This is a genomic window from Porticoccus sp. Uisw_050_02 (assembly GCF_047729555.1).
Lineage (GTDB): Bacteria > Pseudomonadota > Gammaproteobacteria > Pseudomonadales > Porticoccaceae > Porticoccus.
On sequence record NZ_CP159825.1, the window covers coordinates 269825 to 295919 of the forward strand.

Here is a 26095-nt window from a genome sequence, read left to right on the forward strand (position 1 = left end):
AATATGAAAATATATGCAAGAACAACCTTTGTTTTTGTTGCTGCATTTTTGTTGGTTCCGTTATCTGTGATGGCTGACTATTCAGTGCATCCCGATGCCCATATATTTACAGATAGAATGGTGAGTGAGTATAAGTTAGAGCGCTCTTATGTTAAATCATTGCTTCAAAATGCAAGCAAACAGCAGTCTATTATTGACGCGATGACCCGCCCTGCAGAGAAGGTTAAAACTTGGGAGCAATATCGAAAAATTTTTATTCAAGAGAGACGAATTGATCAAGGGGTCAAGTTTTGGCTCGAAAACTTTGATACTTTAGCTAGGGCTTCCAAGGAATATAATGTGGCTCCAGAGGTGATAGTTGCGATCATTGGCGTGGAAACTTCTTATGGTCGAAATAAGGGAAATTATCGTGTCATTGATGCGCTAGCGACACTATCGTTTGATTACCCGAAGCGCAGTGTGTTTTTTACCAAACAATTAGAGAATTTTTTATTATTATGCGTAGAACAAAACCAAGATCCTTTGACCCTCAAGGGTTCCTATGCCGGAGCGATGGGTTACGGCCAATTTATACCTAGCAGTTATCGCAGCTATGCTGTCGATTTTGATGGTGATGGATTCTCAGATATATGGAATAATAAAACTGATGCCATAGGCAGTGTGGCCAATTATTTTTCACGTCATGGCTGGAAGGTGGGTGAAGAAGTAATTGTTCCTGCTAGTTTTTCTAAAGGCTATGACTCATCTCTGGTCAATAAGCTTAAACTGAATAAAACTATTGGTGAGTTAGGAGTGCTAGGATTTTCTCCCGCTCAGATATTGCCGACTGAATTTAAAGCTTTACCGGTCTTGTTAAAAGGCATGAACGGGGAAGAGTTTTGGCTGGGACTTCATAACTTCTACGTGATTACTCGATACAACCATAGCCACCTGTACGCAATGGCAGTGCATGAGCTCAGTCAGTTAATTTTGGAGCGAACAGCTAAGAATAAGAGGCAAGCATCCCATTAAAATCTGGTTTTGTAATATACAAAAATTGTTTAGATGTATCATTCCGGCTCTTATCTTTTCCGTACTGGTTGGCTGCAGTGAGACTGGTATTAAAAATGGTAGCGGTCAAGTGCGTCAAGACGGGCCGCCTCCAGAAGATGATATTCCAAGCATCACTTTTGATATTGCAAACATTGCTGACGCTATACCAAAAGTAGAATTGATTACAAAGGCAGGGAACTTTAGCCCATATGTGGTTATGGGAAAAACATATCGGGTCCTCCCTTCTTCCGCTGGCTACAAAGAGCGCGGAGTAGCTTCTTGGTATGGATACAAATTTCATGGTCGAAAAACATCTAATGGCGAATTCTATAACATGTACGGCATGACGGCTGCACATAAAAGTTTGCCTATTCCAAGTTATGCGAGAGTCACAAATCTGGAGAATGGGTTAAATGCTATCGTTCGTATAAATGATAGAGGGCCTTTTCATGAGGATCGAATAATTGATCTTTCATTTGTTGCAGCAAAAAAATTGGGTTATTTCTCTAGCGGTACTGCTGATGTTGAGATCGAGGCCATAGATCCTATTGAATATCAAAAAAAAGTAGATGACGGATCTAGGCCTGCAGGCAAAAACGGCAGGATAAAATCACAGAGCGCCACCCCGTCTTTCGCTGTAAGGCCCACCATGAAAGAGGGCGAGGTTATTTCTGGCACCTTTATTCAGGTGGCGGCTTTTGGTTCAGAAGCTGCCGCTAATAGTCTTATTGAGAGATTGCAGGGCCTGATTAAGCACCCGATTAATATACATCGTTATAGTGAGCCTCGGGTTTTATTTAAGGTAATTATTGGTCCCATAAGAGGCAAGGCACAGATAAAAGAAACAACTGCTCTTGTTAAGAGGCATGAGGGAATTGGGAAATTTTTGGTATATCAGTAATTTTTCTGATAAGAGACTGGACCCATGTTAGAATTATTACGTATTTAAAAGCTGTTTAATTTGGCAATACAAGCACTTTATTGATCTGTTATTTTACCTATCCTCCGGTCTAACTACCTTATGAAGCGGGTTATTTTTATGCGAAAAGAAATTTTAATTTTCTGGCCAGTATTTTTTTTGTTGAGTTTTGCGGCATCGGCTCATGGAAAGATATTAATGCCAGCACCACCAACGCTGGCAGCTAATGCTTGGATCCTAATAGATGCAAACACCGGTAAGGTCCTGATTGAGAATAATGCAGATCAACAGCTGCCCCCTGCTAGTCTGACAAAAATAATGACTAGCTATCTTGTGGCATCAGATATAGCTAGCGACAAAATAAAAGAAGATGATCAAGTCCCTATTAGTGTAACTGCTTGGAAAAAGGGCGGATCCAAAATGTGGGTGCGGGAGGGAACATCTGTTTCTGTGATTGATTTATTACGCGGGGTGATTATTCAGTCCGGCAATGATGCCTCTATAGCGTTGGCTGAGCACCTTGCCGGCAGCGAGGGAGCATTTTCTGATGTTATGAATCAGCAGGCTGCACTGCTTGGAATGTCTGGCACGTACTATAGTAATGCTACGGGCTGGCCTGACGAAGGGCATTTAACTACAGCTAGAGATTTAGCCTTGTTGTCACGCGCACTGATACAAGACCATCCCCATTATTATAAAATTTATTCTGAAAAGTATTTTAAATATAACGGCATAAATCAACCTAACCGCAATCGATTGCTCTGGCGCGATAGATCGGTTGATGGTTTGAAAACTGGGCATACAGAAGAAGCCGGATACTGCCTTGTAGCCTCAGCTGTTCGAAATGGTACGAGGCTTATTTCCGTGGTAATGGGAGCAAGCACTGAAGAGTCTAGAGCACAGGAGTCCCAGAAGCTCCTAGCTTACGGATTCCGCTACTACGAAACAGGTAAAATTTACTCTGCTGGCGATATCGTAGAAGAAGATGTGCGGGTTTGGTATGGCGCTGAAAATAAGGTAAATCTTATTGTGCCTGAGGACGTCTACCTCACCATACCCAAGGGTTCCCAGAAAGACCTTAATGCTAAAATATTATTAGATGAAATGATTGAAGCGCCAATTTTTGAAAAACAAGAAATAGCCAGAATATCCATCAGTTTAGAAGGCGAGCAACTGCTTGAGCTCCCTGTGAGTGCCCAGAAAGCAATAGACGAGGCTAGTTTATTTATGAGGTTATGGGACGCAATTGAAATATGGTTTAGGGTCTCCTCAAAAGAATGAGTGATCAAGATGTATTAAAATCCATGACTATGGAAGAAATTAACAGGGATGAATCGCTAGGGGCCCCTAAAATTGAGTATCCTTGCGATTATCCTATTAAAGTTTTAGGTGAGGCGGGACCTAATCTGTATAAACTAGTGACGGCAGTGATGGAAGCCTATTCTCCCGGCTTCGATCAATCAAAAACAACTATTAGGGATAGCAAAAATGGCACTTTTCAGGCAATCACTGTGACTATAACAGCCACTAGCGTTGATCAGTTGCAAGCCTTGTTTGATGACCTGAAGGTTAGCCCCTTGGTCAAAATGGTTATATAAATTTTTATGCGACAGCCCCCTTCGTTGCCTCTAATTGTTCGTCATCTAGGCTGCTGCCAGTATCTTGATACCTTTGCGGCAATGAAATCGTTTGTATCTGAGCGACAAAAAAGTACGCCAGACGAAATTTGGTTGTTAGAGCATTTCCCTGTATTTACTCAAGGCCAAGCGGGCAGTAAAGAGCATCTTATTGCGCCTGGAGATATACCAGTTGTTCAAAGTGATCGAGGTGGGCATGTGACCTATCATGCCCCAGGTCAAATTACTGGATATATACTGATAGATATGCAGCGTCTTGGTATTGGCGTGAGAGATATTGTGACTTTAATCGAAAAATCGATAATAGAGACTCTAGCGTATTGGAATATCAAGGCTACAGCAGATCCTAGGGCTCCAGGAGTTTTTGTGGGCGATGCAGCAGGAGATTTGGGTGGACTCAAAAAGATTGCATCTTTAGGTTTGAGGATACGTCGTGGCTATAGCTACCATGGGTTTAATTTAAATATTGATATGGATATGGGTCCTTGGTCCAGAATTAATCCCTGCGGTTTAGGTATCCCTATGACCCAGATGATTGATTTTTTAGAGGAAAGAGTCCCTTTGATTGATATTTTTAAGTGTATTTCAAACATTTTGGCCCAAAGTTTGGGTTATAATGAATATAAAGTCGAATTTACATTAGACCATTAGTTGCAATATGGCGATGGCATGTGTGCTTCTTCTATGACCGAAATAGTCTAGCCAGCAACTCGTTTGAGTAACCTTTATATGACAGACTTTAATGCAGCCGCCCCTAAGCGTACGCGACGTATCAAGCAGGGAGAAAAACTCCGTAGTGCTGAAAAAGTAGAGCGTATACCAGTCAAAGTGATACCCACTGAAACAATTCTTCGCAAGCCTGATTGGATGAGAATTCGTATATCATCCTCACCTAAAGTTCAGGAAATTAAAAATATCCTGCGAGCAAATAAGTTGTCTACTGTTTGCGAAGAAGCTGCTTGCCCTAACCTTAGTGAATGTTTTGGCAATGGTACAGCCACCTTCATGATTATGGGGGAGATCTGTACTCGTCGATGTCCATTTTGTGATGTGGGCCATGGCAAGCCAAATCCGCTTGATTTAGATGAACCCAAGAGCCTAGCCAAGGCTATTTATGAAATGAAGTTGCGATATGTTGTAATTACTTCAGTGGATCGTGATGATCTGAGAGATGGAGGCGCACAGCATTTTGCTGATTGTATCCGCGAAGCAAAGACTTTAAGTCCCAGTCTTCAGGTGGAGGTGCTGGTCCCAGATTTTCGTGGACGCATGGAAGCGGCCTTGGAAATTCTGACGGCAACATCACCTGATGTCTTTAACCATAACTTGGAGACTGTTTCTCGTTTGTATCGGGAGGCTCGACCTGGCGCTAATTATGGTTGGTCTCTCAAATTACTGCAGGACTATAAACATTATAATCCGAGTGTGGCCACTAAATCTGGTTTGATGGTTGGTCTCGGTGAGACTAAAGACGAGTTATTGCGTACATTGGATGATCTCAGAGCCCATGATGTTGATATGATAACAGTTGGCCAGTACTTGCAGCCGTCTAAAAATCATCTCCCGGTTGCTCGTTTTGTGCACCCAGACGAATTTTCTGAGTATGCAGAATATGGGTATGGCATTGGATTTAAATACGTGGCTTCTGGCCCACTGGTTCGCTCTTCTTACCATGCAGATAAGCAGGCCAAAGGTGAGAAAGTGCATTAAAAAAGGCTCCACTGATGTCACATCCTAAGCTTTTAGATATCCTGAATGCGACTGTTTATCGTGATGAAAAAAAAGTATTTGATGATTTTTCCCTGTCTATAGAATATGGACAAAGTTGCGCTATTATTGGCCCCAATGGGGCAGGTAAAAGTACTTTGCTGAAACTCTTGTCTCGAGAGATTTACCCGGTTACTAAAAATAATTCTTTTGTAAAAATACTGGGTATGGAAATGCCAACTCTTTGGGAGCTCAGAGAAAAAATAGGATTAATATCAGCTGATTTGCAGGTAGGGTTTGTTCCTGATATTAGTGGTTTGGGCGTCGTAATTTCGGGGTTACACAATTCGATTGGCTTATTTCATCATCAAGAGATCACCGAGCTTGAATTAAAGCGCGGAGAAAAAATATTAGAATACTTGGGTATTAAGAGTCTAGCAAATTGCCTTTATCGCCAGATGTCTACTGGCCAGCAGCGTCGTTGTTTGTTGGGACGTGCCTTGATTCATGATCCGGATCATATGATTTTTGATGAACCCACAAGCGGCTTGGATTTAAGTGCAACCTATCAGTATCTTGATATCCTTAGAAAGCTCCTTGGCCAAGAAAAAACTATTTTGTTGGCCACTCATCATATCCATGAAATACCACCAGAAATAGAACGTGTGATTTTGATGCGAGACGGAAAAATTTTTGCGGATGGATGTAAGACTGAACTCCTAACGGATCAGTATATGTCGCGGTTGTTTGATGTTCCCCTGAGGGTGGTAGCGTTGGCTGGTTTTTATCAGGTCTTGCCAGCGTAGAGAGAACACGGGATAATTTGCAACCTTTCTTCAGCATGAATATATGCAGATAGTGGCCGGTAACAAAAAATCAGGAAAGAGTTAAATATGAAGATTGCAAAAAATAGTATCGTTTTGTTCCACCATAAAATGACAGATCAGGATGGCGAGATCATTGAAAATTCTGCAGGGCAAGAGCCTAGTGCGTTTCTTTATGGCCACAAAAACATGATAGAAACGCTAGAGCATTCAATGTCAGGAAAAGAGGCAGGTGATAAGTTTTGCGTGACACTGCAACCCGAGATGGCTTACGGTCGACTGAATCTCAAAAATAGACTAAGAGTTGCAAGGAAAAGTATTGGTCAAGAGGGAAAACTAGAGCCTGGTATGATAGTCCCTTTAAAGACAGTAGAAGGGACTCGCCCTGTGACTGTTGCAAAGGTTGGAAAGTTTAATGTTGATATAGACTTCAATCACCCCTTGGCAGGCAAAACATTAACATTTGATATTGAAATTGTAGATATTCGCGAGGCAACACTTGAAGAGATAAAACAGGGAAAGCCGCAATCCAGCGCTAACATCTAGCGCTGATAACCTAATAAAATTGCAACTGTAGCCCCAGTGTAACTGTATCTGTTTTGTTGCCAGCATACCCAGAGGCATTTGCATCCCCGCGGGCATAGTTGAGGTTTAAGCTCGTTTTATTGCCAAAAATAATGTAATTAGTGCCCCATTCTGTTGTAGCGCTACTTTTAGCTCCGCTAGGATTATTTTCTGTGTGCCGAAAATAGGGTTGTAGTTTTCCAGGCCCAACTTTATTTGGAAACAAGTAGCCCGCTGTAGTATAAAACGTATCACCATCAAAGATGCAAAAGCATTCAACGGTTGCATCTGCTGGCCTTGATATAGTATTGAGGTCTGTATCCATTTCTTTGTAGCCAGCCCCAAAGTTAAAAACTCCTTGGTTGGGTAAAATTCTTTCAGAGAATACGTCAAAGGCGTACCCGAAAAAATCACCTGATTCGGAGGTGCTGCCAGTGCCATCAGACTGGGATTGAAGAGTTACAGCAGTTGTTAGAATATTGCCTTGAGCCCCATGATGAGTAGCACTAGTATAGTAGTGGCCAGGCTGAGGCTCTACATTGAGAAAGTTGTAAGCAAGTCGGGCTGCATATAATAAGTGATCAGAGTCGTTACCATAGTCATCTTCTAGGCCATCAAAGGCGCCCAATAAATATTGAAATCTCTCTTTTGTTCCCCAAAATACAGCCCCCTCACTTCGTCCTAGCTGCCCAGCCCCAACATGATATGCGGAAAATAAAGGTTGACGATATTGATTCCAGCTCAATGAGGAATAAGGGCCATTGAGTCCAGGACGGTCAGAGGGTACTAGCGTTCTACCCACCCATAAATTAGCAGAAGGATTAAACTCAAATTTTAATAGAGCATCGATAGTCATCATCGAATCGCCCTCGTATTTTTCTGTATTAATATTGAATTTTAAGTGTTTATGGAGCTGGCCAGATATATAGAGGCGCATACTGTTGATTGAGAACTCTGAACTATCGTCCGTGTTGCTATTGCGTGAGGCTGTTTGAAGACGGAGACCTCCTCCGACAGCTAGCCAGACTGTATCGTTATGTTTCAGCATGAGGCCTTTTAGTGGATCGCCGGCCATAGAGGGTGATGCTGCCAAGAAAATAAAATAAATCAGCAGGGGTAAAGCATAAGTTCTAGGTAAAACCCATGAAAAAAATCTGTTTTCTTTGAAAAAAATTCCCATTGAGAGTCCATTTTGGTATGAATTCTTTATCTTAATTATAACATGATATTTTTTACATAAAGAGCTAAATGGCTACTGTTTAATCGATGCATTGGCCCATGCGTTATCTTTAATGGGACGGTAGGTTCGAATTACAAAATCTATTTCTGTGCATAATGATGCTAAAGTATTCAAATTGTCTTGGGCTGTTTTATCGGTCTGCCAGTAAAGCGGCGTCATCGATACTAGCTGGCTGATCTGTTTAGCGCCTTTCACTTCAAGCCGGTAGCTAACCTTTTCCTCGTCTAAAAGTGAAAAATTATCAAGCGCCTCTTGAGGCGTATGTTCTTTGGCTTCCTTGTAGAGTAATTTTTTTAGTGCAAATAAGTGTCTAGGACCTGGTGAAATAACAATTAACACACCTTTTTTCTTCAGTACTCGTGCTGCTTCTATGTTATCCCCTGGTGCAAATATCCGTAACAAGCAATCAATGGAATTGGTTAAAACAGGTAAATTAAAGCTACTTGCAACAGCAAAATGCCCATTTTTTATGAGACGGCTTGCAATTTTTGTTGCCTCTTTTGATATATCTATTCCGAATATATGAATGTCACTTTTATGTGCTATAAGTTGCTGCAAGTAATAACCTTCACCGCAGCCGCTGTCTAGTAAAATTGAATTGGCTCCCAGGTGGCTGCTGGTTAATTCAGTGATTTTTTCAGAGAGAGGTTGATAGTAGCCTTGGCTTAAAAAATCCTGACGACTACTTACCATAAACTTGGTATCGCCTGGAGAAGGCGAGCGTTTTTGTTGCGGCAGTAAGAGATTAATATAGCCTTCTTTCGCAATATCAAAACTATGCTGGTTATCACACAGCCACTGCTGAGTTAAGGTACCCTCTGAATTTTTTTCAGGGCCAATACATGGTTTTGTTAGCGGCAATTTACACACTGGGCAGACCCAGATTGATACATGATTATTATTTGCCATAGAAAATTATTTTTTAGGTGGGTATTTAATAACGATATTTGTTGGTCGTAAGTATAATAGAGCCCAATAATATAGATATAAGTAAAAAATAGGGAGGCTCAATGAAAATTAAACATAATGCTGTTGTGAGCTTCCACTATCGTTTATGCGATGCGACAACCCAAGAAGAGCTAGAAAACTCTCATGCCGGTAACCCCAGCGTCTATTTGCACGGTCGCCGTGCTATTACGCCTGCACTGGAAGCTGTAATGACAGAAAAAGACACTGGAGATATATTTAGCGTAACTTTGCTTCCAGAGGAAAGTTTTGGTATTCGAGAAGAGGGTCGACATCAGCGCGTCCCTATCAAGCATTTGATGGGAAAAGTAAAACCAAAAGTCGGCATGGCTGTATCAATTCAAACAGACGGTGGAGTACGTCAAGGGGTGGTAATTAAAATAGGCAAGTTTAATGTCGATTTAGATACCAATCACCCCCTGGCGGGAAAGATGGTTATATTTGATATTGAGATTGTTGACGTTCGTGAAGCCACTCAGGAGGAAATTGACCATGGCCATGCACACGGCATTGGAGGTCATCAGCACTAATTATTGCCGAGTGATAACTGATTCTCATAATAAGCCTCATGTGCGAGTAACCAAGATTTTCTTTCCAGTCCACCAGAATAACCTGTTAATGTGCCATTTTTTCCAATAACACGGTGACAGGGCACAATAATAGCAATGGGATTTTTTTTGAGAGCAGTCCCTGCGGCGCGAACAGCTGCAGGCTTACCCGCCATGCTGGCAACTACCCCATAAGAAATGGTTTCGCTAAAAATGATATCCTGCAGTGCGGACCAAACAGAATTTTGAAAATCAGTACCCTTGTGATCCAAGGGTAGATTGAATATTTTTCGCCTTCCTGCAAAATATTCAGCCAGTTCTACTATGCATTGTTCAGTGAGCCTGCAGCCCAAGGAAGGCAACTTTTTCTGACTAGTGAATTCAATACCTGTTATGCCATATTTTGATGCTTTGATTTTTATAACGCCAAGAGGCGAGGTCATGTAGTCAGTGTAATTTTTAAAATTTTGCATTAAGTTTGCATGCCTCTTATTAAGAGGTTGTGTGTAACTTTTTGGCTACTGTGGACTCGTCCATACTTTTCTTAGCGGCTCACCGAAGTCATCATAGATTATTTTTTCTTTTTCTTTTTCTTTTTCTTTTTCTTTGGGTTTGCTTGTTTTCTTAAGCGCAGACTTTGATTTACTTCTAGCATCCAAAGCAGCAATCACCTCTGTCAAGGGGGTTCGAGCTATTTTTGGCTCATTAAATAGTGGTGTTTTCAGGCTTGCGTGAGGACTCTCTCTGCCAGTAACACCTTTGTCTACTTGTTCTATTTTTCCGCCTTTGCAAGTGAATTGATCAATCTGTCTTTGTAGTTCATCTCTTAAGTCTGCTTTAGTTGGTATTTTTTTCACAATTTTTCGCCATGATTAAACTTTTTTTAGTATAGCACCAGTATTGACTATAGTCAGCTCTACCAGTGCTCCCATACAGGTGAGCATGCTATAGGTAATTCGGAGATGCGACCTAATTCGGCCCATGCTTGCCCCGGCCGATGAAAGTCAGACCCGCAAGACGCTAGCAGTTTCTTTTCCACACAAAGGCCAGCTAAATCTTTCGTGATGTTAGCATCCTGTCTTCCTGAGATCACCTCCATGCCTTGGCCTCCAGCCTCAATAAAGTTATCTAATAGATGTTTGAGCTTAGTCCGAGTTAATTGATATTTTTTTGGATGAGCTAATACCGCGGTTCCACCTGCCTCGTTAATCCATCGGACAATTTGTGGAATATCTGCCCAAAACTGTTTTATATCGCCAGGTTTTCCTGACCCAAGAAATTTTTTAAAAGCCTGGTTGATGTCAGAAACAGCTCCAATATCAACTAAGTATTGTGCAAAATGAGGACGACCAATATTACCATTATTGGCAATAGCGGCTGCTCCAGCGAGGGTCTCCTTGAAGCCCAGTTGATCAAGTTTATCTGCAATCATAGTTGCTCTTTTTTGCCTTGCTGTATTTTGGAACGCAACTCCTGCTTTTAAAGAATCGCTATCAAGTTGAACGTTGAGCCCAACAATATGAACATTCATTTTCCCCCAACAGCTTGAGAATTCAATACCAGGGATAATTTTGATCGGTAGGCTTTCTTTTAGGTTGAGGTGATGGTAGGCATTTATTGTGTCGTGGTCTGTAATGGCAAGCGTTTGGACTCCCATCTCTATGGCTCGACTAACCAGCTCTATTGGCGTTAGCGTTCCATCTGAGCAGTTACTATGGCAATGTAGGTCGTATTTCATGGGGTTATACATTTTTTAGTTAATTTATTTTTTAGTTTTTTCATGCATCCATTTGTAGAGATTTTAAGTGCGAAGCTATTTTTTTGTCAGGTATAATTCACTGATGAATATTTCTTCAACCAAAATAGACCCCGCTATTATAACCCCTATTGATGACTTAAGGCAGAGCCAAGTTGTAGGGCATACTAGGAATTTCATTGAGCTTGGTTCAAAATATTTTAATCAAAAATTTAGCATGATACCTGTTGTATTTGACTTAAAAGGAAGAATAGCGGGCATGTATAAGTGGCAGTCTTCTACAAGGAAGCAAGAGAAATCAAGAAAAATTCGCTACAATCCTTGGCTTTTCGCTAAATATTATGAAGAAAATTTAGCTATAACAGTACCTCATGAGGTGGCGCATTATTTGGTTAACTGTCTCCATCAACCCCGAAAAGTGAAACCTCATGGATCAGAATGGAAAGCTATAATGCAGATCTTTGGGGCTGACAGTAGTGTCACTGCTGACTTTGATATGACAGGTATACCCTGTTATAGCCATCGAAGATTTGAATATACTTGCGACTGCAAAACCCATCAGCTTAGTACTTATCGGCATAATAAATGTGTGCGTAATCAGGCTTGCTATCTTTGTCGATATTGCCAAGCCAAGCTTAAGCTAAAATATCAGGAGTTTTGATGTCTAAACCTCGCAGTTCTTGGTTTGTCTATATTATCAAGGCTAGTGATGGGTCTCTTTATACCGGGATCACCGTAGATGTGCACCGACGATTTCAGCAACACTTAAATAGCAAGCAGGGGGCTAAATACTTTCAGGGCAGAAAGCCTGAAAAGATTGTTTTTATTGAGTCCGGGCACAATCGTAGTAGCGCCTCTAAGCGCGAAGCTGAGATAAAATCTTTTACTCGGGATAAAAAACTTCTCATGGTAAGTGCAGCTAAACATTCAGGCCTACTTTGTTAATTTTTCTAACTTATCTAGATAAACATTGCGCCTATGGTATCTTTTGCCTGCGCCTCATAAAATGTGCACGTTCTTAACTCTAGGTAAGGAGATGCAGTTGGATGCTTGGGATGTAATCATTGTTGGGGCTGGGGCCGCTGGATTAATGTGCGCCATCACAGCTGGTAAGCGCGGGCGTCGAGTCTTAGTGCTCGAATCTGCAGATAGGCCAGGCAAGAAGATACTCATGTCTGGCGGTGGTCGCTGTAACTTCACTAATTTGCATGTTGAATCAGATAATTTTTTGTCAGATAACCTAAATTTCTGTAAATCTGCTTTGAGTTGCTACACTCAATGGGATTTTATAGAGCTAGTCTGTAAGCATGACATTAAGTACCATGAGAAAACCCTGGGACAACTATTTTGCGATAGTTCGTCAAAAGATATCCTTAACATGCTGCTGATAGAGGCTGAAAAAGCAAAAGTAACAATTACGACAAAATGTTTAATTGATAAATATGAGACTAGGGAGCGTTCTGAGAAAAATTTTACGCTATATACAAATCAGGGAAAGTTTACGACCAAGTCTTTGATTGTGGCATCTGGAGGGCTTTCAGTTCCAACACTAGGGGGCTCTGATATAGGTTATCGTCTGGCAGAGCAATTTGGGCATAAGATTACTTTATTGCGTCCAGCCTTGGTGCCTTTTACTTTTACGGATAGTTTTAAATTGTTGTCAGAAAAATTATCTGGATTATCGTTACCAGTGCGCTTATCAACTGGTAAGCATCAGTTCTTGGAGAGTGTATTGTTTACCCATCGTGGCCTAAGTGGCCCTGCAGTATTGCAAATTTCAAGTTATTGGAGGGAAGGGCAGTCCATTAGGTTAGACCTACTGCCGTTTACAGACTGCTTTCAGCATCTAGTCAAACAAAAATTTGAGCAACCTAGGGCAGTGTTGAGAACAATTATCTCTCAACTGCTACCAAGAAATTTAGTATTAGAACTTGAGAAGTGCTGGTGGCTGGAGAAAAAAGAAGTGCCTATTGCTGAGCTTTCGGAGACATTAATTCAAACCCTTGCTGATAGCATTCATAGCTGGGAGTTAAAGCCATCAGGCACAGAGGGTTATCGTACTGCTGAGGTTACACTTGGGGGGGTTGAAACTGGCGAGATTTCATCCAAGACTATGGAAAGTAAGAGGCAGCCTGGATTGTATTTTGTTGGTGAAATTTTAGATGTCACTGGCCACCTTGGGGGCTTTAATTTTCAGTGGGCCTGGGCATCTGGATTTGCTGCCGGAAAAGTTGCTTAAATGCGAAACTATTAGTTGTTATATTTGAAATAACAATTAATCAGGAATTTTTGGCCACTACACAACATTAGGCTTTATAATGGATCGAGAAGAATTAAATGCTGAAACAGCAAAAATTTATTGGAAAGAGGTAGAAACCTTTTTTGCCAATGGCACAGTTATTTATGTATCTTCAGAACTCGATTTGATTGATGTGGCTCTGGATATCTGTCTAGATAACAAGTTGAAAGTTCAGCAATGGATGTCAGGCAATCTGATTAATAAGGTCAGCGACCAGCAAGCCTTAGAATGGTTGAGTGGTGATACTGTATTATGGTCGGTAGTTGTAAAGCCTTGGGTGCTGGTTCAGCCAATAAAAGACTCCAGTTTATAGGGTATAATATTTTTTTACGCTTGATTGAATTCTCATGAATTTCTAATTTTATTGATGATTTCTTTGTGCTTGCTGCGGATATAAATCAATCTATTGTAATTTTAATCTTGATAAATATTGTTTCATATAGGATCCTTCGCAAAGTTTTTAAAAGCTCGGGGTTGAGTGCTCTAGGAAAATAGAAAATCTAATAAAGGAGTTAGTTTCATGGCAGGTTTCGACAAGGTGGTCAACACCTACGAAGAAGCGATGGCAGGCTTAGAAAATGGAATGACTGTCATTGCCGGTGGTTTTGGTATCTGCGGTATCCCTGAGAATTTGATCAAAGAGATCAAAAAGATGGGTTCCAAGGAGCTGACAATTATCTCCAATAACTGTGGTTGCGATGGTCTTGGCCTTGGAATTCTTTTAGAAGATCGTCAAATTAAAAAAATGGTGTCTTCGTATGTGGGTGAAAACAAGATGTTCGAAGAGCAGCTTCTTTCTGGAGAGCTAGAGGTGGAGCTAACTCCACAAGGAACGCTAGCAGAGAAAATGAGAGCGGGCGGTGCCGGCATTCCTGCTTTTTATACGGCTACTGGATTCGGAACGGATATAGCCAAGGGAAAAGATGTGCGTGAATTTGATGGACGTAAATATATTCTTGAAGAATCTGTTACGGGAGACTTTGCTATTGTTAAAGCCTGGAAGGCAGACCGCTTTGGTAATGCAATCTATCGACATACAGCTATGAACTTTAACCCTATGGCGGCAACTGCTGGAAAAATTACAGTCATGGAGGTGGAAGAAATTGTTGAGCCAGGTGAGTTAGATCCTATGCATATCCACACCTCTGGGATTTATGTTGATCGACTAATACAAGGTACGTTTGAGAAGCGCATCGAATTGCGTACAGTCCGCGAAAACTAATCGGAGGGATAAAAATAATGTCACTTTCTCGTGATCAAATGGCTATTCGGGTGGCGCGCGAGCTTCAGGATGGTTATTACGTTAACTTAGGTATAGGCATCCCTACATTGGTAGCAAATCATGTGCCAGAAGAGATGGAGGTTATGTTGCAGTCTGAGAATGGATTGCTTGGTATGGGCCCATTTCCAACAGAAGACGAGGTGGATGCTGATTTAATTAATGCTGGAAAGCAAACAGTCACTACAGCAACTGGCGCATCAATTTTCTCCTCAGCCGAGTCGTTCGCTATGATTCGTGGCGGCCATGTAGACTTAACTGTCCTCGGGGCTTTTGAAGTTGATGCTTCGGGAAATATAGCTTCATGGATGATTCCTGGAAAGCTCATAAAGGGTATGGGCGGGGCTATGGACTTGGTAGCTGGGGCAGACAATATAGTTGTCATGATGACCCATGCAGATAAATACGGTAAATCAAAATTGTTATCAGAGTGCTCGCTTCCCTTGACTGGTGCTGGTTGCATTAAGCAAGTTTTAACTGATTTGGCGTACTTGGAAATATATGACGGAAAATTTCATTTAGTTGAGCGTGCTCCTGGGGTCTCTATAGAAGAGATTGTTGAAAAAACTGCCGGAGCTTTAGTCGTTCCAGATAGTGTCCCTGAAATGAAGTTTTGATCGCTTACTTTTAGGCAATTAAGGTTTCCGAGTCTGGAGACCTTTTTCTTAGGATCTTCTCTTTGCGCAGCGCACCCCTTATTTCAACTCGAGCTTGTATGTCTGAATCTGTAGAAACGCAAAAAGTTGGTTTTATTTCCTTGGGCTGTCCCAAAGCCTTGGTTGATTCTGAGCGAATTCTTACGAATCTTAAGCTAGACGGGTATGAGACCAGCCCTAATTATACAGATGCAGATGTTGTTATCGTTAATACTTGTGGTTTTATTGACTCAGCAAAACAGGAGTCGATGGATGCTATAAGCGAGGCAATAAAAAAGCACGGAAAGGTTATTGTGACAGGATGTATGGGCAAAGGTGTTGATGCTGAGGCTATAAGATCTTTTTATCCAGAAGTTCTGAGCGTGAGCGGCCCAGCAGATGTGGTGTCAGTTTTAAAGGCCGTGCATGAGCACAATCCTGCTCCTAAAAATAATAAAGATAGCCCCCTTAAACCTTATGATGACGTGTTGTCGTCAATAGGCGTCAAGCTTACTCCTCCGCATTATGCATATTTGAAAATAGCTGAAGGCTGCAATCATCATTGTACTTTTTGTATTATTCCCGACATGCGAGGCCAGCTGGTTAGTCGGCCTATTGCCGAAATAGTTGAAGAAGCAAAGAAGTTAGTTGATTCAGGCGTCCGTGAGTTATTAGTGATTTCCCAGGACACCAGTGCTTATGGTGTTGATGTAAAATATAAATTGGACTTTGTTGATGGCGGCGCACTTGAAACTCGAATGCAGGATTTGGCTGTAGCGTTGGGCGAACTTGGAGTGTGGGTTAGATTGCACTATGTGTATCCCTACCCTCATGTAGATAAACTGATTCCGCTAATGGCCGAGGGCAAGATTCTTCCTTATCTGGACATACCTTTTCAGCATGCCAGTCCTAAGATTCTTAAATTAATGAAGCGCCCCGGTAATCAGGAGAAAGTCTTGCAGCGAATTAAATCTTGGCGCGCTATTTGTCCTGAGCTGACTATTCGCAGTACTTTTATTGTCGGCTTTCCAGGAGAAACTGAAGAAGATTTTCAGATATTATTAGATTGGCTGAAAGAAGCAGAATTAGATCGCGTGGGTTGCTTTAAATATTCCCCTGTAGATGGAGCCAAAGCTAACAATCTTCCTGACCATGTGCCTGAAAAGGTAAAGGAAAATCGCTGGAATCGCTTCATGGAGGTTCAGCAGGTTATTAGTGCTCGAAGATTACAGCGAAAAGTAGGCCAAACAATAGAGGTTCTCATTGACCAGATAGACGAAGAGGGTGCTATTGGCCGTTGCGCTGCCGATGCACCTGAAATTGATGGCAGTGTCTTTATTAATGACATTGAAAGCATCGAAAGTCTTGGCCTAAAGCCTGGAGATATGATCGATGTTTCAATTGAATATGCGGATGAGTACGATCTTTGGGGTGCGATCGTTTTCTCATAGAATGCTTTATTTTTTCTTTCTTGTTATGTTCACGAATAGATATAAATTAATCAAAGAAGTGGTCATATTTTCATGCCAGCTTTTTTGATTAATGAGAGTATTGGATCTTGAATTAAAAGATTTTTAATGTTCGTGCCCGCCGGGGCCGTGAACATGACCATGGGCAAGCTCTTCCTCGGTAGCTTCCCGAACCTCTGTAATTCTAATGTCAAAAGTTAATGTTTTTCCAGCTAGCGCGTGATTTCCATCCACGGTAACTGTTTCTTCAGTCAAGCCAGTTACTACCACCGACACAGCCCCATTCGGTGTTGTCGCCTCAAAGCGCATTCCGACTTTGATGTCTTCAGCTTGAAAGGATGCTCGAGGGATTTGCTGCACCATTTTCTCCTGTCTTTCTCCGTAGGCATCTTTGGGCTCAATGGTTACTATCATCACATCACCTGATTTTTTCCCCTCCATTGCTTTTTCAAGACCAGGAATAATCTTTCCATGCCCATGGATATAAGACAGTGGTTCGTCAGCAGGAGATGAGTCAATTTTATTTCCACTCTTATCAGATAACGAATAATGAAAAAGTACGGTGGAGTTTTGAGAAATTATCATTGGTGGCCTCTTGATTTCACAGTTTTTAAGCAACCACTAATAGATTTGGCTGCCATGGAACGCTTCGTTATATAGATATTTTTTCTAGTGCATGATTATCCATGAAGCATTTGGTTTTTCCAAGTATAAGGTGCCCATAAGAACTGCATGTATTAAAAAATATTTTTTAGTGTTTGTGGGGGATGAAAATATAACCATGAGTAAGCTCTTCCTCGGTAGCCTTCCGAACCTCTGTAATTTTGATATCAAACGTTAATGTTTTTCCAGCTAGCGCATGATTATCCATGAAGCATTTGGTTTTTCCAGGTATAAGGTGCCCATAAGAACCGCATGCATTAAAAAATAATTTTTATGACCAATTTTGTGTATATTGGTCAATAGGGGTTAAATTTTTTAGTGAAAGATGAAATCCTGTTGGCTGTACGATTGTTGGTAAGTTACTGTTTTGTTATGGATTGAAGGAAAAAAACAAGATGAATGGATTTTTGTTTTTGGCGGTTTTTTTTCTTAATACAACTTGTAGTGTTTTTTGCTGGAAACAAACACTATATCTTGTATACTAGAATTGGATTTGCAGTAGTAGCTAGTATTAAAAAAATAAGATAAATTTGGCTATATTAATGCTTAATAAGCCATGCCTATGAAAGATATTGTGATACAGGGTCATTAAAATCTCTCGTAGAAATAAAGATCAAATACAAAGGAAAGCTGAATATTATGTCAATTGAAGCAATACAAACCGGCGAAAGACCTCAAATTATAGATGTTAAATTACAAGAGGCGTCTGCTGATATTTGGGATAAAAAATATCGATTAAAAAATAAACAAGGTGACCCCGTTGATGAAACTATAGACGCAACATATCGGCGAGTTGCTAAAGCCCTTTCGGATGTCGAGGATAAAGGAAAAAGAGAGGCTTGGTATGAACGTTTTTTGTGGGCATTGCGTAATGGAGCAATACCAGCAGGCCGAATAATTTCCAACGCTGGCGCTCTGGAGCACAAACCAGCAACTTCTACAATTAACTGTACTGTTTCTGGCATCGTTGAAGATTCTATGCTGGATATCCTGAATAAAAATCTTGAGGCTGGACTCACACTAAAAGCTGGTTGTGGTATTGGGTATGAATTTTCCACATTGCGACCAAAAGGGGCATATGTGTCTGGTGCTGGAGCATATACTTCTGGCCCTCTCTCCTTTATGGATATTTTTGACAAAATGTGTTTTACCGTTTCTTCTGCCGGCGGTCGTCGTGGTGCACAAATGGCAACTTTTGATGTCAGTCATCCAGATGTGGTAGATTTTGTTAAAGCCAAGCGTGAAGATGGAAGATTAAGGCAATTCAATATGTCCCTTCTGATCACGGAAGGATTTATGGAAGCGGTTAAGCATGATGAGGATTGGCCTTTAAGTTTTCCCGTTTTACAGAAAGAGGTGGATCAGGGTGAAGTTGATCTTCAGGATGCTAGCCTCTTATGGAGGGACTTTCCTACTGTAAAAGGTTATGTGACCAACAGTAAAGGCTTGGTTGCCTGTCGTGTGTATAAGACTGTTAAAGCTAAGCATCTTTGGAACGTTATTATGACGTCCACCTATGATTATGCAGAGCCAGGTTTTATTTTGATTGATAAAGTCAATCAGGAAAATAATAATTGGTTTTGCGAGGATATCCGTGCAACGAATCCTTGTGGAGAGCAACCGTTGCCACCATATGGCAGTTGTTTGCTGGGCTCGGTTAATCTGACTAAATTTGTAAAAAATCCCTTCACGAACAAGGCAGAGTTTGACTGGCAAGCTTATCGCGAAGTGGTCTCTGTGTTTACTCGAATGCTAGACAACGTTGTAGAAATTAATGGCTTACCTTTAGAAGGTCAGCGAGAAGCAATCATGAATAAACGTCGCCATGGCATGGGATTTTTAGGCTTAGGTTCGACTATGACGATGTTGACTATGCCTTACGGCTCTGTTGATTCACTAGCCTTTACAGAACAAGTTTCCCGTGAGCTATCTATGGCTGGCTGGCGGGCAGGTTTAAGTTTGGCTAAAGAGAAAGGCCCAGCTCCAATAATGAACGAGGATTTCGAGGTAACCGAAGCAATGCTTCGAAAGTGCCCAAAAATGACTAAAGACGGAATTGCTGTAGGAGACAAGATCAAGGGTAAGCTACTTCATTCTCGTTACAGTCAATATATGCAAAAGATCGCAGAAGTCGACCCAAAATTGATTGAAGAGCTAGCGGATGTGGGTTGTAGATTTACCCATCACTCCTCTATTGCTCCAACGGGGACGATATCGTTGTCGCTCGCCAATAATGCCAGTAATGGCATTGAGCCAAGCTTCGCACATCACTATGCACGTAATGTGATTAGAGAAGGGAAAAAGTCGAAAGAAAAAGTGGATGTATTTTCTTATGAGTTATTGGCCTATCGAGAGCTGATTAATCCAGAAGCGATGCCTTTTGCAGAGAATGATGAGCAAATGCTCCCTGATTACTTTGTCTCTAGTGCCGACATACAACCTAAAAATCATGTTGACGTGCAAGCAGCATCTCAACAATGGATTGATTCTTCGATATCAAAGACTATTAATGTTCCCACAGACTGTGACTTTGAAGAATTCAAAGATATATATCTTTATGCATATGAAAAAGGACTAAAGGGCTGCACAACGTTTCGCTTTAATCCTGAAGCATTTCAGGGTGTGCTGGTTACAGAGAAAGATTTAGAAAATACAACCTATCAATTTACATTGGAAGATGGCTCGAATGTCGAAGTGAAGGGAAATGATGAGGTTGAGTATGATGGTGAAATGCATACTGCCGCTAATTTGTTTGATGCCTTAAAAGAAGGCTATTACGGTAAATTTTAATTGAGTAATGAAATATGAAGATAAAGTTAGACCAAAAAATTATAGGCTATCAGGTATTATCACCATCAAATGATGCAGTGCCACCAATCGCACCTGAACCTGAACCTTTGGTGCGCGCGATTGAGCTAATGACAGAGCATGTGAGCCGTCCAGATGAGCTGTATGGGTCCACTTATAAAATAAAAACCCCTCAGTCTGAGCATGCATTGTATATAACTATTAATGACATTATTTTAAATCCCAACACTGATAATGAGCAACGGCGTCCTTTTGAGATTTTTATTAATTCAAAAAATATGGAGCAGTTTCAGTGGGTGGTAGCATTAACTCGGGTTATTTCCGCAGTGTTTCGAAAAGGAGGAGATTGCACTTTCTTGGCTGAAGAGTTGAAAGCGGTATTTGATCCTCAGGGGGGCTACTTTAAGCGCGGCGGAAAATTTATGCCTTCTTTAGTTGCAGAAATTGGTGAAGCTATTGAGCAACACCTGACTAAAATAGGTATGATTCAAGTTGCAGAGCTGGGTGAACACCAAAAAGATATTCTCGCTGAAAAGAGAGCAAAATACGATTCAAGGATATCTTCTGCTGACAACAATGGAGAGACAGATAATGCTTTTCCTCCAAGTGCAAGTCTTTGTCAGAAGTGTATGACCAAAGCTACTATTTTGATGGATGGCTGTATGACTTGCTTAAATTGTGGCGAGTCCAAATGCGGTTAAGTTAGAGTGAGGCTTTAACGAACTCCATTAGCCTAGTGATCGCTTCACTGGGATCACTGTTTTGAGATATGAGGCTAACCCCAACCTTTCCCAGCTTCGGAATTTTCTCATTATTTTTTAATATACGTAGATTCTCAGGAACGGTGCTTTTGGCTAAAACTGTTACCCCCAACCCTTCGTTAATGGCTGCTTGAATGCCGGTTAGGTCAGGTATTGTATAAACGACGCGCCAAGATTTTCGATTTTTCTGGAGGATTTCTTTTCCTCGTTTGCGATAGATGCATCCTTCAGGAGCAGCAATTAATGGCAGTATTGCTTGCAAGTGAGCATCACTATCAGTGCTGCTCACCCAGACTAGTTCATCTTCTTTAACAAGGCTGCTTCCGGCTGAAGATGGATCGTCATGTAGTGCTAGGATAAGGTCATAACGAAGACGGCCAGACATCGATAGAAGATCTTTGCTTAAAGCGCAAGTGACTTCAAGGGTGACATTTGGGTATGCTTGCGCAAAACGACCTACGATTTTTGGCAACAAAGTGGTGGCAAATTCACTGGGAATGCCAAAATGAATTTGACCGCTCACTGAGCTCTTGCTGAATCGGGATACAACTTCATCATTTATAGCTAAAATTTGTTTGGCATATTTGAATAGTAAATGCCCTGACGGGCTAAGCTCTAAGTGTTGTCCGCTTCGAACAAGTAGAGTTTGTTCAAGCATTCCTTCCAGACGCTTTAACTGAAGACTAATTGCTGGTTGCGATCGGCCCAGCCACTCCGCAGCTTGGGTAAAGCCACCCAATTCGATGACAGTAACGAATGATCTAAGGAGTGCTGTAGGAATATTGGTCATATTGTTTAATTCAGTAGTATTTATATTACTTATGGATGTATTTTAACTATTAATTTTACCAATTCATATATGAACGTTAAAATAATATTTTTATATGCAGCTCTCTACATTTAGAAAATTATAGCTATGAATCAAAATAACAGTAATACGCTCAAGGCCACGCCGCTTAAGGATCTTCATTTACAATTAGATGCACGCATGGTGCCTTTTGCGGGTTACGAGATGCCAGTGCAATACCCGAGTGGCGTAAAAAAAGAACATTTACATACTCGTCAACATGCCGGATTGTTTGATGTTTCTCATATGGGGCAAATAATTATTACAGGAAAAGGTGTGGCGAAAGCCCTCGAGACATTGATTCCTGTTGAGCTAGAGAGCCTAGGCGTTAATAAACAGACCTATGCTTTGCTGACTAATGATCATGGAGGAATTCTCGATGATTTGATGATTACACGGTGGTCGGAGGACTGTTTTTTTCTTGTCGTTAATGCGGGTTGTAAAGACCGAGATCTTAAATATTTGAGAGATAATCTTGATGGATTTAATATTGACCACATGGAGAATCAAGGATTACTTGCATTACAAGGACCTGCTGCCGAACAAGTAATAAAAGATTTGGCTCCGGAGTCACAAGAAATGCTATTCATGTCAGGTTCCCGCGTTAATTTAGCTGGAATCGACTGCTATATAACTCGTTCTGGCTATACCGGCGAAGATGGATTTGAGATTTCTGCCCCGCCTGAGTTTTCTGAACCATTGGCTCGCAAGCTGTTATCTTACGAGCGGGTAAGGGCTGCTGGTTTGGGTGCTAGGGACTCATTAAGATTAGAGGCAGGACTTTGCCTCTATGGCCATGATATTGATGCCCAGACTACCCCTATTCAAGCTTCTTTGCTTTGGAGTATTAGCAAATCCCGTCGTTCGGATGGTGAAAAATCTGGGGGCTTCCCTGGTGCTGAAATTATTTTTCAAGAAACAATGCATGGCCCTACACGAAAGCGTGTTGGCCTCAAAGTAGAAGGGAGAGCGCCAGTTCGAGAAGGCGCCGAACTTGTAAACAAAAAAAATGAAGTCATCGGTATTGTCACTAGCGGCGGTTTTGGTCCAACCCTTGATGCCCCGCTAGCTATGGGTTATGTAAAGACAGAGTATTCAAAAATAGGTACTGAGTTTGGAGCAATTGTACGCGGCAAAGTACACCCAGTTTTTGTTCAGAAAATGCCATTTGTGCCAAATCGTTATTACCGCGGATAAAGAATTGATCTAATTATTAGTGCTATCGATTAAAGACTTAACGCCAACGAAATATTAATTAAAAATATAGAGATATTGCTGCATGAAATTACTAGTAGATCTGTCCAATAGCAATGAGTTTATTCGTCGACATATAGGTCCATCCGATGAAGACAAGCTAGCAATGCTCCAGAGTATTGGGTATGAATCTTTGGATTCTTTTATTAATGCAGTGGTCCCGAAAAAAATTCGTTTTTCTGAATCCCTTGATTTAGGTTGCGCGGCAACAGAGCAAGAAACATTGGACAAATTGGCAAGCATCGCCAGCAAGAACAAGGTGCTAAAAACTCTCATTGGTCAGGGCTACTATAACACCATTACACCCAATGTGATTTTGCGAAATGTATTCGAGAACCCCGCCTGGTATACAGCCTACACCCCTTATCAGCCTGAAATTTCTCAAGGACGACTTGAGGCATTGATAAATTTCCAGACAATGATTATTGATCTGACTGGAATGGATTTAGCGAGTGCATCGTTGCTAGATGAAGGAACTGCAGCGGCTGAAGCGATGACACTTTGTCGGCGGATGTCGAAATCTAAAGGTGCGATATTTTTTGTTGATAAGCATTGTTTTCCGCAAACAATCGATGTAATTAAGACTCGAGCAGAACCAATGGGTTTGGATGTTGTTATCGGGGATCCATCTGAGATTGAAAAGCATGATTTGTTTGGAGTACTGCTGCAGTATCCAGGTGAAGATGGAGCAATTAGAGATTTTAGCAAAGTTGTGAAAATTGCTCACCAGAAGCAAGCACTAGTAGTTATGGCCGCAGATATCTTAAGCTTATTGTTGCTCAAAAGTCCTGGTGATATAGGCGCTGATGTAGCCATAGGGTGCACTCAGAGATTTGGTGTCCCGCTAGGTTTCGGAGGGCCGCATGCAGCTTACATGGCAACAAAAGACTTATTTAAGCGCTCACTGCCAGGTCGTTTAGTTGGCATCTCTCTTGATAGCAGCGGGAAGCCAGCTTACCGATTGGCCTTGCAGACTCGAGAGCAACATATCCGCCGAGAAAAGGCCACTAGTAATATCTGTACTGCGCAAGCACTTTTAGCAGTTATGGCAAGTATGTATGCAGTTTACCATGGCCCTGTTGGACTCAAACGTATCGCTCAAAAAGTACATTGTCTTACAGCCATTTTTTCATCTGGTTTGAAGAAAATTGGGTATATGCCAGTGAATGATAGTTTTTTTGACACACTCACTGTAGTTACAGGTCAGAATACTACTGCAATCCACAGGTCAGCTGTTTCCGCAGGGTTTAATTTGCGAATCATCGATGAGCTTCATCTGGGCGTCTCTTTTGATGAAACCACTTGCTCGACAGATATAGAAATTCTTTGGCGTGTGTTTAATAAAAATACGAATTTAACCGTCAATGAGGTGGAGTCTTTGGCAATCAGTGGGCTGCCAGTTGGATTATTACGCGAAGATATTCCTTTGTCTCATCAGGTATTCAACACTTACCATTCAGAGACCGAAATGCTTCGTTATCTGCGAAAACTTTCAGATAAAGATATTGCGCTGGATCGTGCAATGATACCTCTTGGTTCATGCACAATGAAATTGAATGCTACAGCAGAAATGATACCTGTCAGCTGGCCAGAATTTGCGAATATTCACCCTTTTGCTCCATTTGATCAAACGACAGGTTATACGGAAATGATCAAAGAAGTCGAGTCCATGCTTTGTGTTGTGACAGGGTACGATGCAGTTTCTTTGCAACCCAATGCCGGATCTCAGGGAGAATACGCTGGATTGCTAGCCATTCGTGCCTATCATGCGAGTCGAGGAGACTCAAATCGCAATATATGCTTAATTCCTAGTTCTGCTCATGGCACAAATCCTGCTTCTGCTCAGATGTGTGGCATGAAAGTAGTGGTAACTAGTTGCGACGAGAAAGGGAATGTCGATCTACAAGAACTTCGAGCGAGGGCGGAGGAGCACGCTGATAATTTAGCAGCTATTATGGTGACTTATCCTTCAACACATGGAGTATTTGAAGAAGGTATTGTTGAAATTTGCGATATAGTCCACCAGCATGGGGGTCAAGTCTATATTGATGGGGCCAATCTCAATGCCATGGTCGGCCTTTGTAAGCCAGGAAAATTTGGTGGGGACGTCTCTCATTTAAATCTTCATAAGACCTTTTGTATCCCTCATGGTGGTGGTGGTCCTGGAGTTGGCCCTGTTGCGGTTAGTCAGCATTTAGCGCCCTATCTGCCAGGACACCAAAAGTTCACTCAAGATTCTACTGTGAATGCTGTTTCATCTGCCCCATGGGGTAGTGCCGGCATCCTTCCAATTACCTGGATGTACATGAAAATGATGGGAGCGGAGGGGTTAAAGCATGCGACTGAGGTAGCTATTTTAAGCGCAAATTATATTGCAGGTCGCCTCAAAAACGATTATACAATTCTTTATACGGGAGCGAATGATCGAGTCGCACATGAATGCATTATAGATTTGCGAAAGATTAAGGATGATGCTGGAGTTTCAGTCGACGATTTGGCAAAGCGGCTTATTGATTATGGCTTCCATGCTCCTACCATGTCATTTCCCGTTCCAGGCACCTTGATGATTGAGCCTACTGAAAGTGAATCCAAAAATGAACTAGATCGTTTTTGTGATGCTATGCTAGAAATCCGAAAGGAAATTTTCGCTGTACAACAAGGTGAGTACCCCGTGGATGACAACCCTCTCTGTCATGCGCCTCATGCTGCTGATATAGTAGCAGCTAATGACTGGAACAGAAGTTATTCAAGAGAGAAAGCGGCTTACCCTCTCGCATCGCTAAGAGACTCAAAGTATTGGCCTCCAGTTGGCAGAATTGACAATGTGCATGGGGATAAGAATTTAATTTGTGCTTGTGTGCCAACCTCGGATTACGAGTGATTAGCT

27 protein-coding genes are annotated in these 26095 nt (G+C 41.5%); 20 read left to right on the top strand and 7 right to left on the bottom strand.

Annotated features, from left to right (window positions below):
- The first annotated feature begins 3 nt into the window (after positions 1 to 3).
- The 8 genes from mltB to ABXT41_RS01325 all read left to right on the top strand — a co-directional run bounded on the left by mltB (position 4) and on the right by ABXT41_RS01325 (position 6665).
- Positions 4 to 1011, top strand: coding sequence for a lytic murein transglycosylase B (gene mltB, locus ABXT41_RS01290; RefSeq protein WP_415391035.1), 1008 nt, complete (start codon positions 4 to 6; stop codon positions 1009 to 1011).
- A gap of 25 nt (positions 1012 to 1036) precedes the next feature.
- The gene (locus ABXT41_RS01295; RefSeq protein WP_415391036.1) at positions 1037 to 1933 is read left to right on the top strand and encodes a septal ring lytic transglycosylase RlpA family protein; all 897 of its coding nucleotides are present in this window, start codon (positions 1037 to 1039) and stop codon (positions 1931 to 1933) included.
- A 138-nt stretch (positions 1934 to 2071) separates the two neighbouring features.
- Positions 2072 to 3232, top strand: coding sequence for a D-alanyl-D-alanine carboxypeptidase family protein (locus ABXT41_RS01300; RefSeq protein WP_415391037.1), 1161 nt, complete (start codon positions 2072 to 2074; stop codon positions 3230 to 3232).
- Positions 3229 to 3549: a YbeD family protein gene (locus tag ABXT41_RS01305; RefSeq protein WP_415391038.1), complete on the top strand. Its 321-nt coding sequence runs from the start codon at positions 3229 to 3231 to the stop codon at positions 3547 to 3549. Before ABXT41_RS01300 ends, ABXT41_RS01305 begins: the two co-directional genes overlap by 4 nt.
- Before the next feature lie 6 nt (positions 3550 to 3555).
- Positions 3556 to 4239 carry a lipoyl(octanoyl) transferase LipB gene (gene lipB, locus ABXT41_RS01310; protein WP_415391039.1) on the top strand — a complete coding sequence of 228 codons (684 nt, stop codon included), beginning with the start codon at positions 3556 to 3558 and terminating at the stop codon, positions 4237 to 4239.
- A 78-nt stretch (positions 4240 to 4317) separates the two neighbouring features.
- Positions 4318 to 5298, top strand: coding sequence for a lipoyl synthase (gene lipA, locus ABXT41_RS01315; protein WP_415391040.1), 981 nt, complete (start codon positions 4318 to 4320; stop codon positions 5296 to 5298).
- Between the two features lie 14 nt (positions 5299 to 5312).
- Entirely contained in the window at positions 5313 to 6101 is a 789-nt protein-coding gene (locus tag ABXT41_RS01320; RefSeq protein ID WP_415391041.1) for an ABC transporter ATP-binding protein, read from the top strand.
- 87 nt (positions 6102 to 6188) lie between these two features.
- A complete protein-coding gene (locus ABXT41_RS01325; RefSeq protein ID WP_415391042.1) occupies positions 6189 to 6665 on the top strand; it encodes an FKBP-type peptidyl-prolyl cis-trans isomerase in 477 nt (158 codons plus the stop codon).
- Positions 6666 to 6675: 10 nt separating this feature from the next.
- Here ABXT41_RS01325 and ABXT41_RS01330 read toward each other — a convergent pair whose 3' ends face one another.
- Positions 6676 to 7863 carry a hypothetical protein gene (locus ABXT41_RS01330; protein ID WP_415391043.1) on the bottom strand — a complete coding sequence of 396 codons (1188 nt, stop codon included), beginning with the start codon at positions 7861 to 7863 and terminating at the stop codon, positions 6676 to 6678.
- Positions 7864 to 7935: 72 nt separating this feature from the next.
- Positions 7936 to 8832, bottom strand: a complete 897-nt coding sequence (locus tag ABXT41_RS01335) for a putative RNA methyltransferase (RefSeq protein ID WP_415391044.1) — start codon at positions 8830 to 8832, stop codon at positions 7936 to 7938.
- Positions 8833 to 8933: 101 nt separating this feature from the next.
- Between ABXT41_RS01335 and ABXT41_RS01340 the strand changes: the two genes are divergently transcribed.
- A complete protein-coding gene (locus tag ABXT41_RS01340; protein WP_415391045.1) occupies positions 8934 to 9419 on the top strand; it encodes an FKBP-type peptidyl-prolyl cis-trans isomerase in 486 nt (161 codons plus the stop codon).
- On the opposite strand, the gene ABXT41_RS01345 is transcribed toward ABXT41_RS01340, so the two are convergent.
- The 3 genes from ABXT41_RS01345 to ABXT41_RS01355 are packed head-to-tail and all read right to left on the bottom strand — an operon-like array spanning position 9416 to position 11175.
- Positions 9416 to 9910 carry a methylated-DNA--[protein]-cysteine S-methyltransferase gene (locus tag ABXT41_RS01345; protein WP_415391046.1) on the bottom strand — a complete coding sequence of 165 codons (495 nt, stop codon included), beginning with the start codon at positions 9908 to 9910 and terminating at the stop codon, positions 9416 to 9418. The two genes, ABXT41_RS01340 and ABXT41_RS01345, sit on opposite strands and share 4 nt — an antisense overlap.
- Positions 9911 to 9955: 45 nt before the next feature.
- A complete protein-coding gene (locus tag ABXT41_RS01350; protein ID WP_415391047.1) occupies positions 9956 to 10294 on the bottom strand; it encodes a hypothetical protein in 339 nt (112 codons plus the stop codon).
- 59 nt (positions 10295 to 10353) lie between these two features.
- On the bottom strand, positions 10354 to 11175 hold the full coding sequence (locus ABXT41_RS01355) for a PHP domain-containing protein (RefSeq protein ID WP_415391048.1): 822 nt from the start codon (positions 11173 to 11175) through the stop codon (positions 10354 to 10356).
- 103 nt (positions 11176 to 11278) lie between these two features.
- Between ABXT41_RS01355 and ABXT41_RS01360 the strand changes: the two genes are divergently transcribed.
- The 7 genes from ABXT41_RS01360 (at position 11279) to rimO (ending at position 16857) form a co-directional block, all read left to right on the top strand.
- A complete protein-coding gene (locus ABXT41_RS01360; RefSeq protein WP_415391049.1) occupies positions 11279 to 11854 on the top strand; it encodes a SprT-like domain-containing protein in 576 nt (191 codons plus the stop codon).
- Positions 11854 to 12138 (top strand): GIY-YIG nuclease family protein, encoded by a 285-nt coding sequence (locus tag ABXT41_RS01365; protein ID WP_415391050.1) that lies wholly within the window; start codon positions 11854 to 11856, stop codon positions 12136 to 12138. The genes ABXT41_RS01360 and ABXT41_RS01365 overlap by 1 nt, the downstream gene beginning before the upstream one ends.
- A 97-nt stretch (positions 12139 to 12235) precedes the next feature.
- The gene (locus ABXT41_RS01370) at positions 12236 to 13432 is read left to right on the top strand and encodes an NAD(P)/FAD-dependent oxidoreductase (protein ID WP_415391051.1); all 1197 of its coding nucleotides are present in this window, start codon (positions 12236 to 12238) and stop codon (positions 13430 to 13432) included.
- Between the two features lie 79 nt (positions 13433 to 13511).
- Positions 13512 to 13805, top strand: coding sequence for a DUF2288 domain-containing protein (locus ABXT41_RS01375; RefSeq protein ID WP_415391052.1), 294 nt, complete (start codon positions 13512 to 13514; stop codon positions 13803 to 13805).
- 207 nt (positions 13806 to 14012) lie between these two features.
- Positions 14013 to 14714, top strand: coding sequence for a CoA transferase subunit A (locus tag ABXT41_RS01380; RefSeq protein WP_415391053.1), 702 nt, complete (start codon positions 14013 to 14015; stop codon positions 14712 to 14714).
- Positions 14715 to 14731: 17 nt separating this feature from the next.
- Complete coding sequence (locus ABXT41_RS01385; protein WP_415391054.1) at positions 14732 to 15388, top strand: CoA transferase subunit B; 657 nt, start codon at positions 14732 to 14734, stop codon at positions 15386 to 15388.
- Between the two features lie 98 nt (positions 15389 to 15486).
- Positions 15487 to 16857: a 30S ribosomal protein S12 methylthiotransferase RimO gene (rimO, locus tag ABXT41_RS01390; protein ID WP_415391055.1), complete on the top strand. Its 1371-nt coding sequence runs from the start codon at positions 15487 to 15489 to the stop codon at positions 16855 to 16857.
- Positions 16858 to 16980: 123 nt separating this feature from the next.
- Here rimO and ABXT41_RS01395 read toward each other — a convergent pair whose 3' ends face one another.
- A complete protein-coding gene (locus tag ABXT41_RS01395; protein ID WP_415391056.1) occupies positions 16981 to 17460 on the bottom strand; it encodes an FKBP-type peptidyl-prolyl cis-trans isomerase in 480 nt (159 codons plus the stop codon).
- A gap of 717 nt (positions 17461 to 18177) precedes the next feature.
- Here ABXT41_RS01395 and ABXT41_RS01400 point away from each other — a divergent pair.
- Both ABXT41_RS01400 and ABXT41_RS01405 read left to right on the top strand, forming a co-directional pair.
- Positions 18178 to 20328, top strand: a complete 2151-nt coding sequence (locus ABXT41_RS01400; protein WP_415391057.1) for an adenosylcobalamin-dependent ribonucleoside-diphosphate reductase — start codon at positions 18178 to 18180, stop codon at positions 20326 to 20328.
- Positions 20329 to 20342: 14 nt separating this feature from the next.
- Positions 20343 to 21047 carry an NrdJb gene (locus tag ABXT41_RS01405; RefSeq protein ID WP_415391058.1) on the top strand — a complete coding sequence of 235 codons (705 nt, stop codon included), beginning with the start codon at positions 20343 to 20345 and terminating at the stop codon, positions 21045 to 21047.
- Position 21048: 1 nt separating this feature from the next.
- Here ABXT41_RS01405 and ABXT41_RS01410 read toward each other — a convergent pair whose 3' ends face one another.
- Positions 21049 to 21897, bottom strand: coding sequence for a LysR family transcriptional regulator (locus ABXT41_RS01410; protein WP_415391059.1), 849 nt, complete (start codon positions 21895 to 21897; stop codon positions 21049 to 21051).
- A 126-nt stretch (positions 21898 to 22023) separates the two neighbouring features.
- Here ABXT41_RS01410 and gcvT point away from each other — a divergent pair, with 126 nt between their 5' ends.
- Both gcvT and gcvP read left to right on the top strand, forming a co-directional pair.
- Positions 22024 to 23151 carry a glycine cleavage system aminomethyltransferase GcvT gene (gcvT, locus tag ABXT41_RS01415; RefSeq protein ID WP_415391060.1) on the top strand — a complete coding sequence of 376 codons (1128 nt, stop codon included), beginning with the start codon at positions 22024 to 22026 and terminating at the stop codon, positions 23149 to 23151.
- Positions 23152 to 23233: 82 nt separating this feature from the next.
- Complete coding sequence (gene gcvP, locus ABXT41_RS01420) at positions 23234 to 26089, top strand: aminomethyl-transferring glycine dehydrogenase (protein WP_415391061.1); 2856 nt, start codon at positions 23234 to 23236, stop codon at positions 26087 to 26089.
- Positions 26090 to 26095 lie beyond the last annotated feature (6 nt).

What these genes read in the sequence shown, in the direction of transcription:
- mltB (WP_415391035.1), top strand. Translation starts at nt 4, where the DNA reads ATGAAAATATATGCAAGAACAACCTTTGTTTTTGTTGCTGCATTTTTG.
- ABXT41_RS01405 (WP_415391058.1), top strand. Translation starts at nt 20,343, where the DNA reads ATGAAGATAAAGTTAGACCAAAAAATTATAGGCTATCAGGTATTATCA.
- ABXT41_RS01400 (WP_415391057.1), top strand. Translation starts at nt 18,178, where the DNA reads ATGTCAATTGAAGCAATACAAACCGGCGAAAGACCTCAAATTATAGAT.
- ABXT41_RS01380 (WP_415391053.1), top strand. Translation starts at nt 14,013, where the DNA reads ATGGCAGGTTTCGACAAGGTGGTCAACACCTACGAAGAAGCGATGGCA.
- ABXT41_RS01305 (WP_415391038.1), top strand. Translation starts at nt 3,229, where the DNA reads ATGAGTGATCAAGATGTATTAAAATCCATGACTATGGAAGAAATTAAC.
- gcvT (WP_415391060.1), top strand. Translation starts at nt 22,024, where the DNA reads ATGAATCAAAATAACAGTAATACGCTCAAGGCCACGCCGCTTAAGGAT.
- ABXT41_RS01300 (WP_415391037.1), top strand. Translation starts at nt 2,072, where the DNA reads ATGCGAAAAGAAATTTTAATTTTCTGGCCAGTATTTTTTTTGTTGAGT.
- ABXT41_RS01320 (WP_415391041.1), top strand. Translation starts at nt 5,313, where the DNA reads ATGTCACATCCTAAGCTTTTAGATATCCTGAATGCGACTGTTTATCGT.
- ABXT41_RS01360 (WP_415391049.1), top strand. Translation starts at nt 11,279, where the DNA reads ATGAATATTTCTTCAACCAAAATAGACCCCGCTATTATAACCCCTATT.
- ABXT41_RS01385 (WP_415391054.1), top strand. Translation starts at nt 14,732, where the DNA reads ATGTCACTTTCTCGTGATCAAATGGCTATTCGGGTGGCGCGCGAGCTT.
- rimO (WP_415391055.1), top strand. Translation starts at nt 15,487, where the DNA reads ATGTCTGAATCTGTAGAAACGCAAAAAGTTGGTTTTATTTCCTTGGGC.
- ABXT41_RS01345 (WP_415391046.1), bottom strand. Translation starts at nt 9,910, where the DNA reads ATGCAAAATTTTAAAAATTACACTGACTACATGACCTCGCCTCTTGGC.
- ABXT41_RS01410 (WP_415391059.1), bottom strand. Translation starts at nt 21,897, where the DNA reads ATGACCAATATTCCTACAGCACTCCTTAGATCATTCGTTACTGTCATC.
- ABXT41_RS01325 (WP_415391042.1), top strand. Translation starts at nt 6,189, where the DNA reads ATGAAGATTGCAAAAAATAGTATCGTTTTGTTCCACCATAAAATGACA.
- lipA (WP_415391040.1), top strand. Translation starts at nt 4,318, where the DNA reads ATGACAGACTTTAATGCAGCCGCCCCTAAGCGTACGCGACGTATCAAG.
- ABXT41_RS01355 (WP_415391048.1), bottom strand. Translation starts at nt 11,175, where the DNA reads ATGAAATACGACCTACATTGCCATAGTAACTGCTCAGATGGAACGCTA.
- ABXT41_RS01335 (WP_415391044.1), bottom strand. Translation starts at nt 8,832, where the DNA reads ATGGCAAATAATAATCATGTATCAATCTGGGTCTGCCCAGTGTGTAAA.
- lipB (WP_415391039.1), top strand. Translation starts at nt 3,556, where the DNA reads ATGCGACAGCCCCCTTCGTTGCCTCTAATTGTTCGTCATCTAGGCTGC.
- ABXT41_RS01395 (WP_415391056.1), bottom strand. Translation starts at nt 17,460, where the DNA reads ATGATAATTTCTCAAAACTCCACCGTACTTTTTCATTATTCGTTATCT.
- ABXT41_RS01330 (WP_415391043.1), bottom strand. Translation starts at nt 7,863, where the DNA reads ATGGGAATTTTTTTCAAAGAAAACAGATTTTTTTCATGGGTTTTACCT.
- gcvP (WP_415391061.1), top strand. Translation starts at nt 23,234, where the DNA reads ATGAAATTACTAGTAGATCTGTCCAATAGCAATGAGTTTATTCGTCGA.
- ABXT41_RS01375 (WP_415391052.1), top strand. Translation starts at nt 13,512, where the DNA reads ATGGATCGAGAAGAATTAAATGCTGAAACAGCAAAAATTTATTGGAAA.
- ABXT41_RS01340 (WP_415391045.1), top strand. Translation starts at nt 8,934, where the DNA reads ATGAAAATTAAACATAATGCTGTTGTGAGCTTCCACTATCGTTTATGC.
- ABXT41_RS01365 (WP_415391050.1), top strand. Translation starts at nt 11,854, where the DNA reads ATGTCTAAACCTCGCAGTTCTTGGTTTGTCTATATTATCAAGGCTAGT.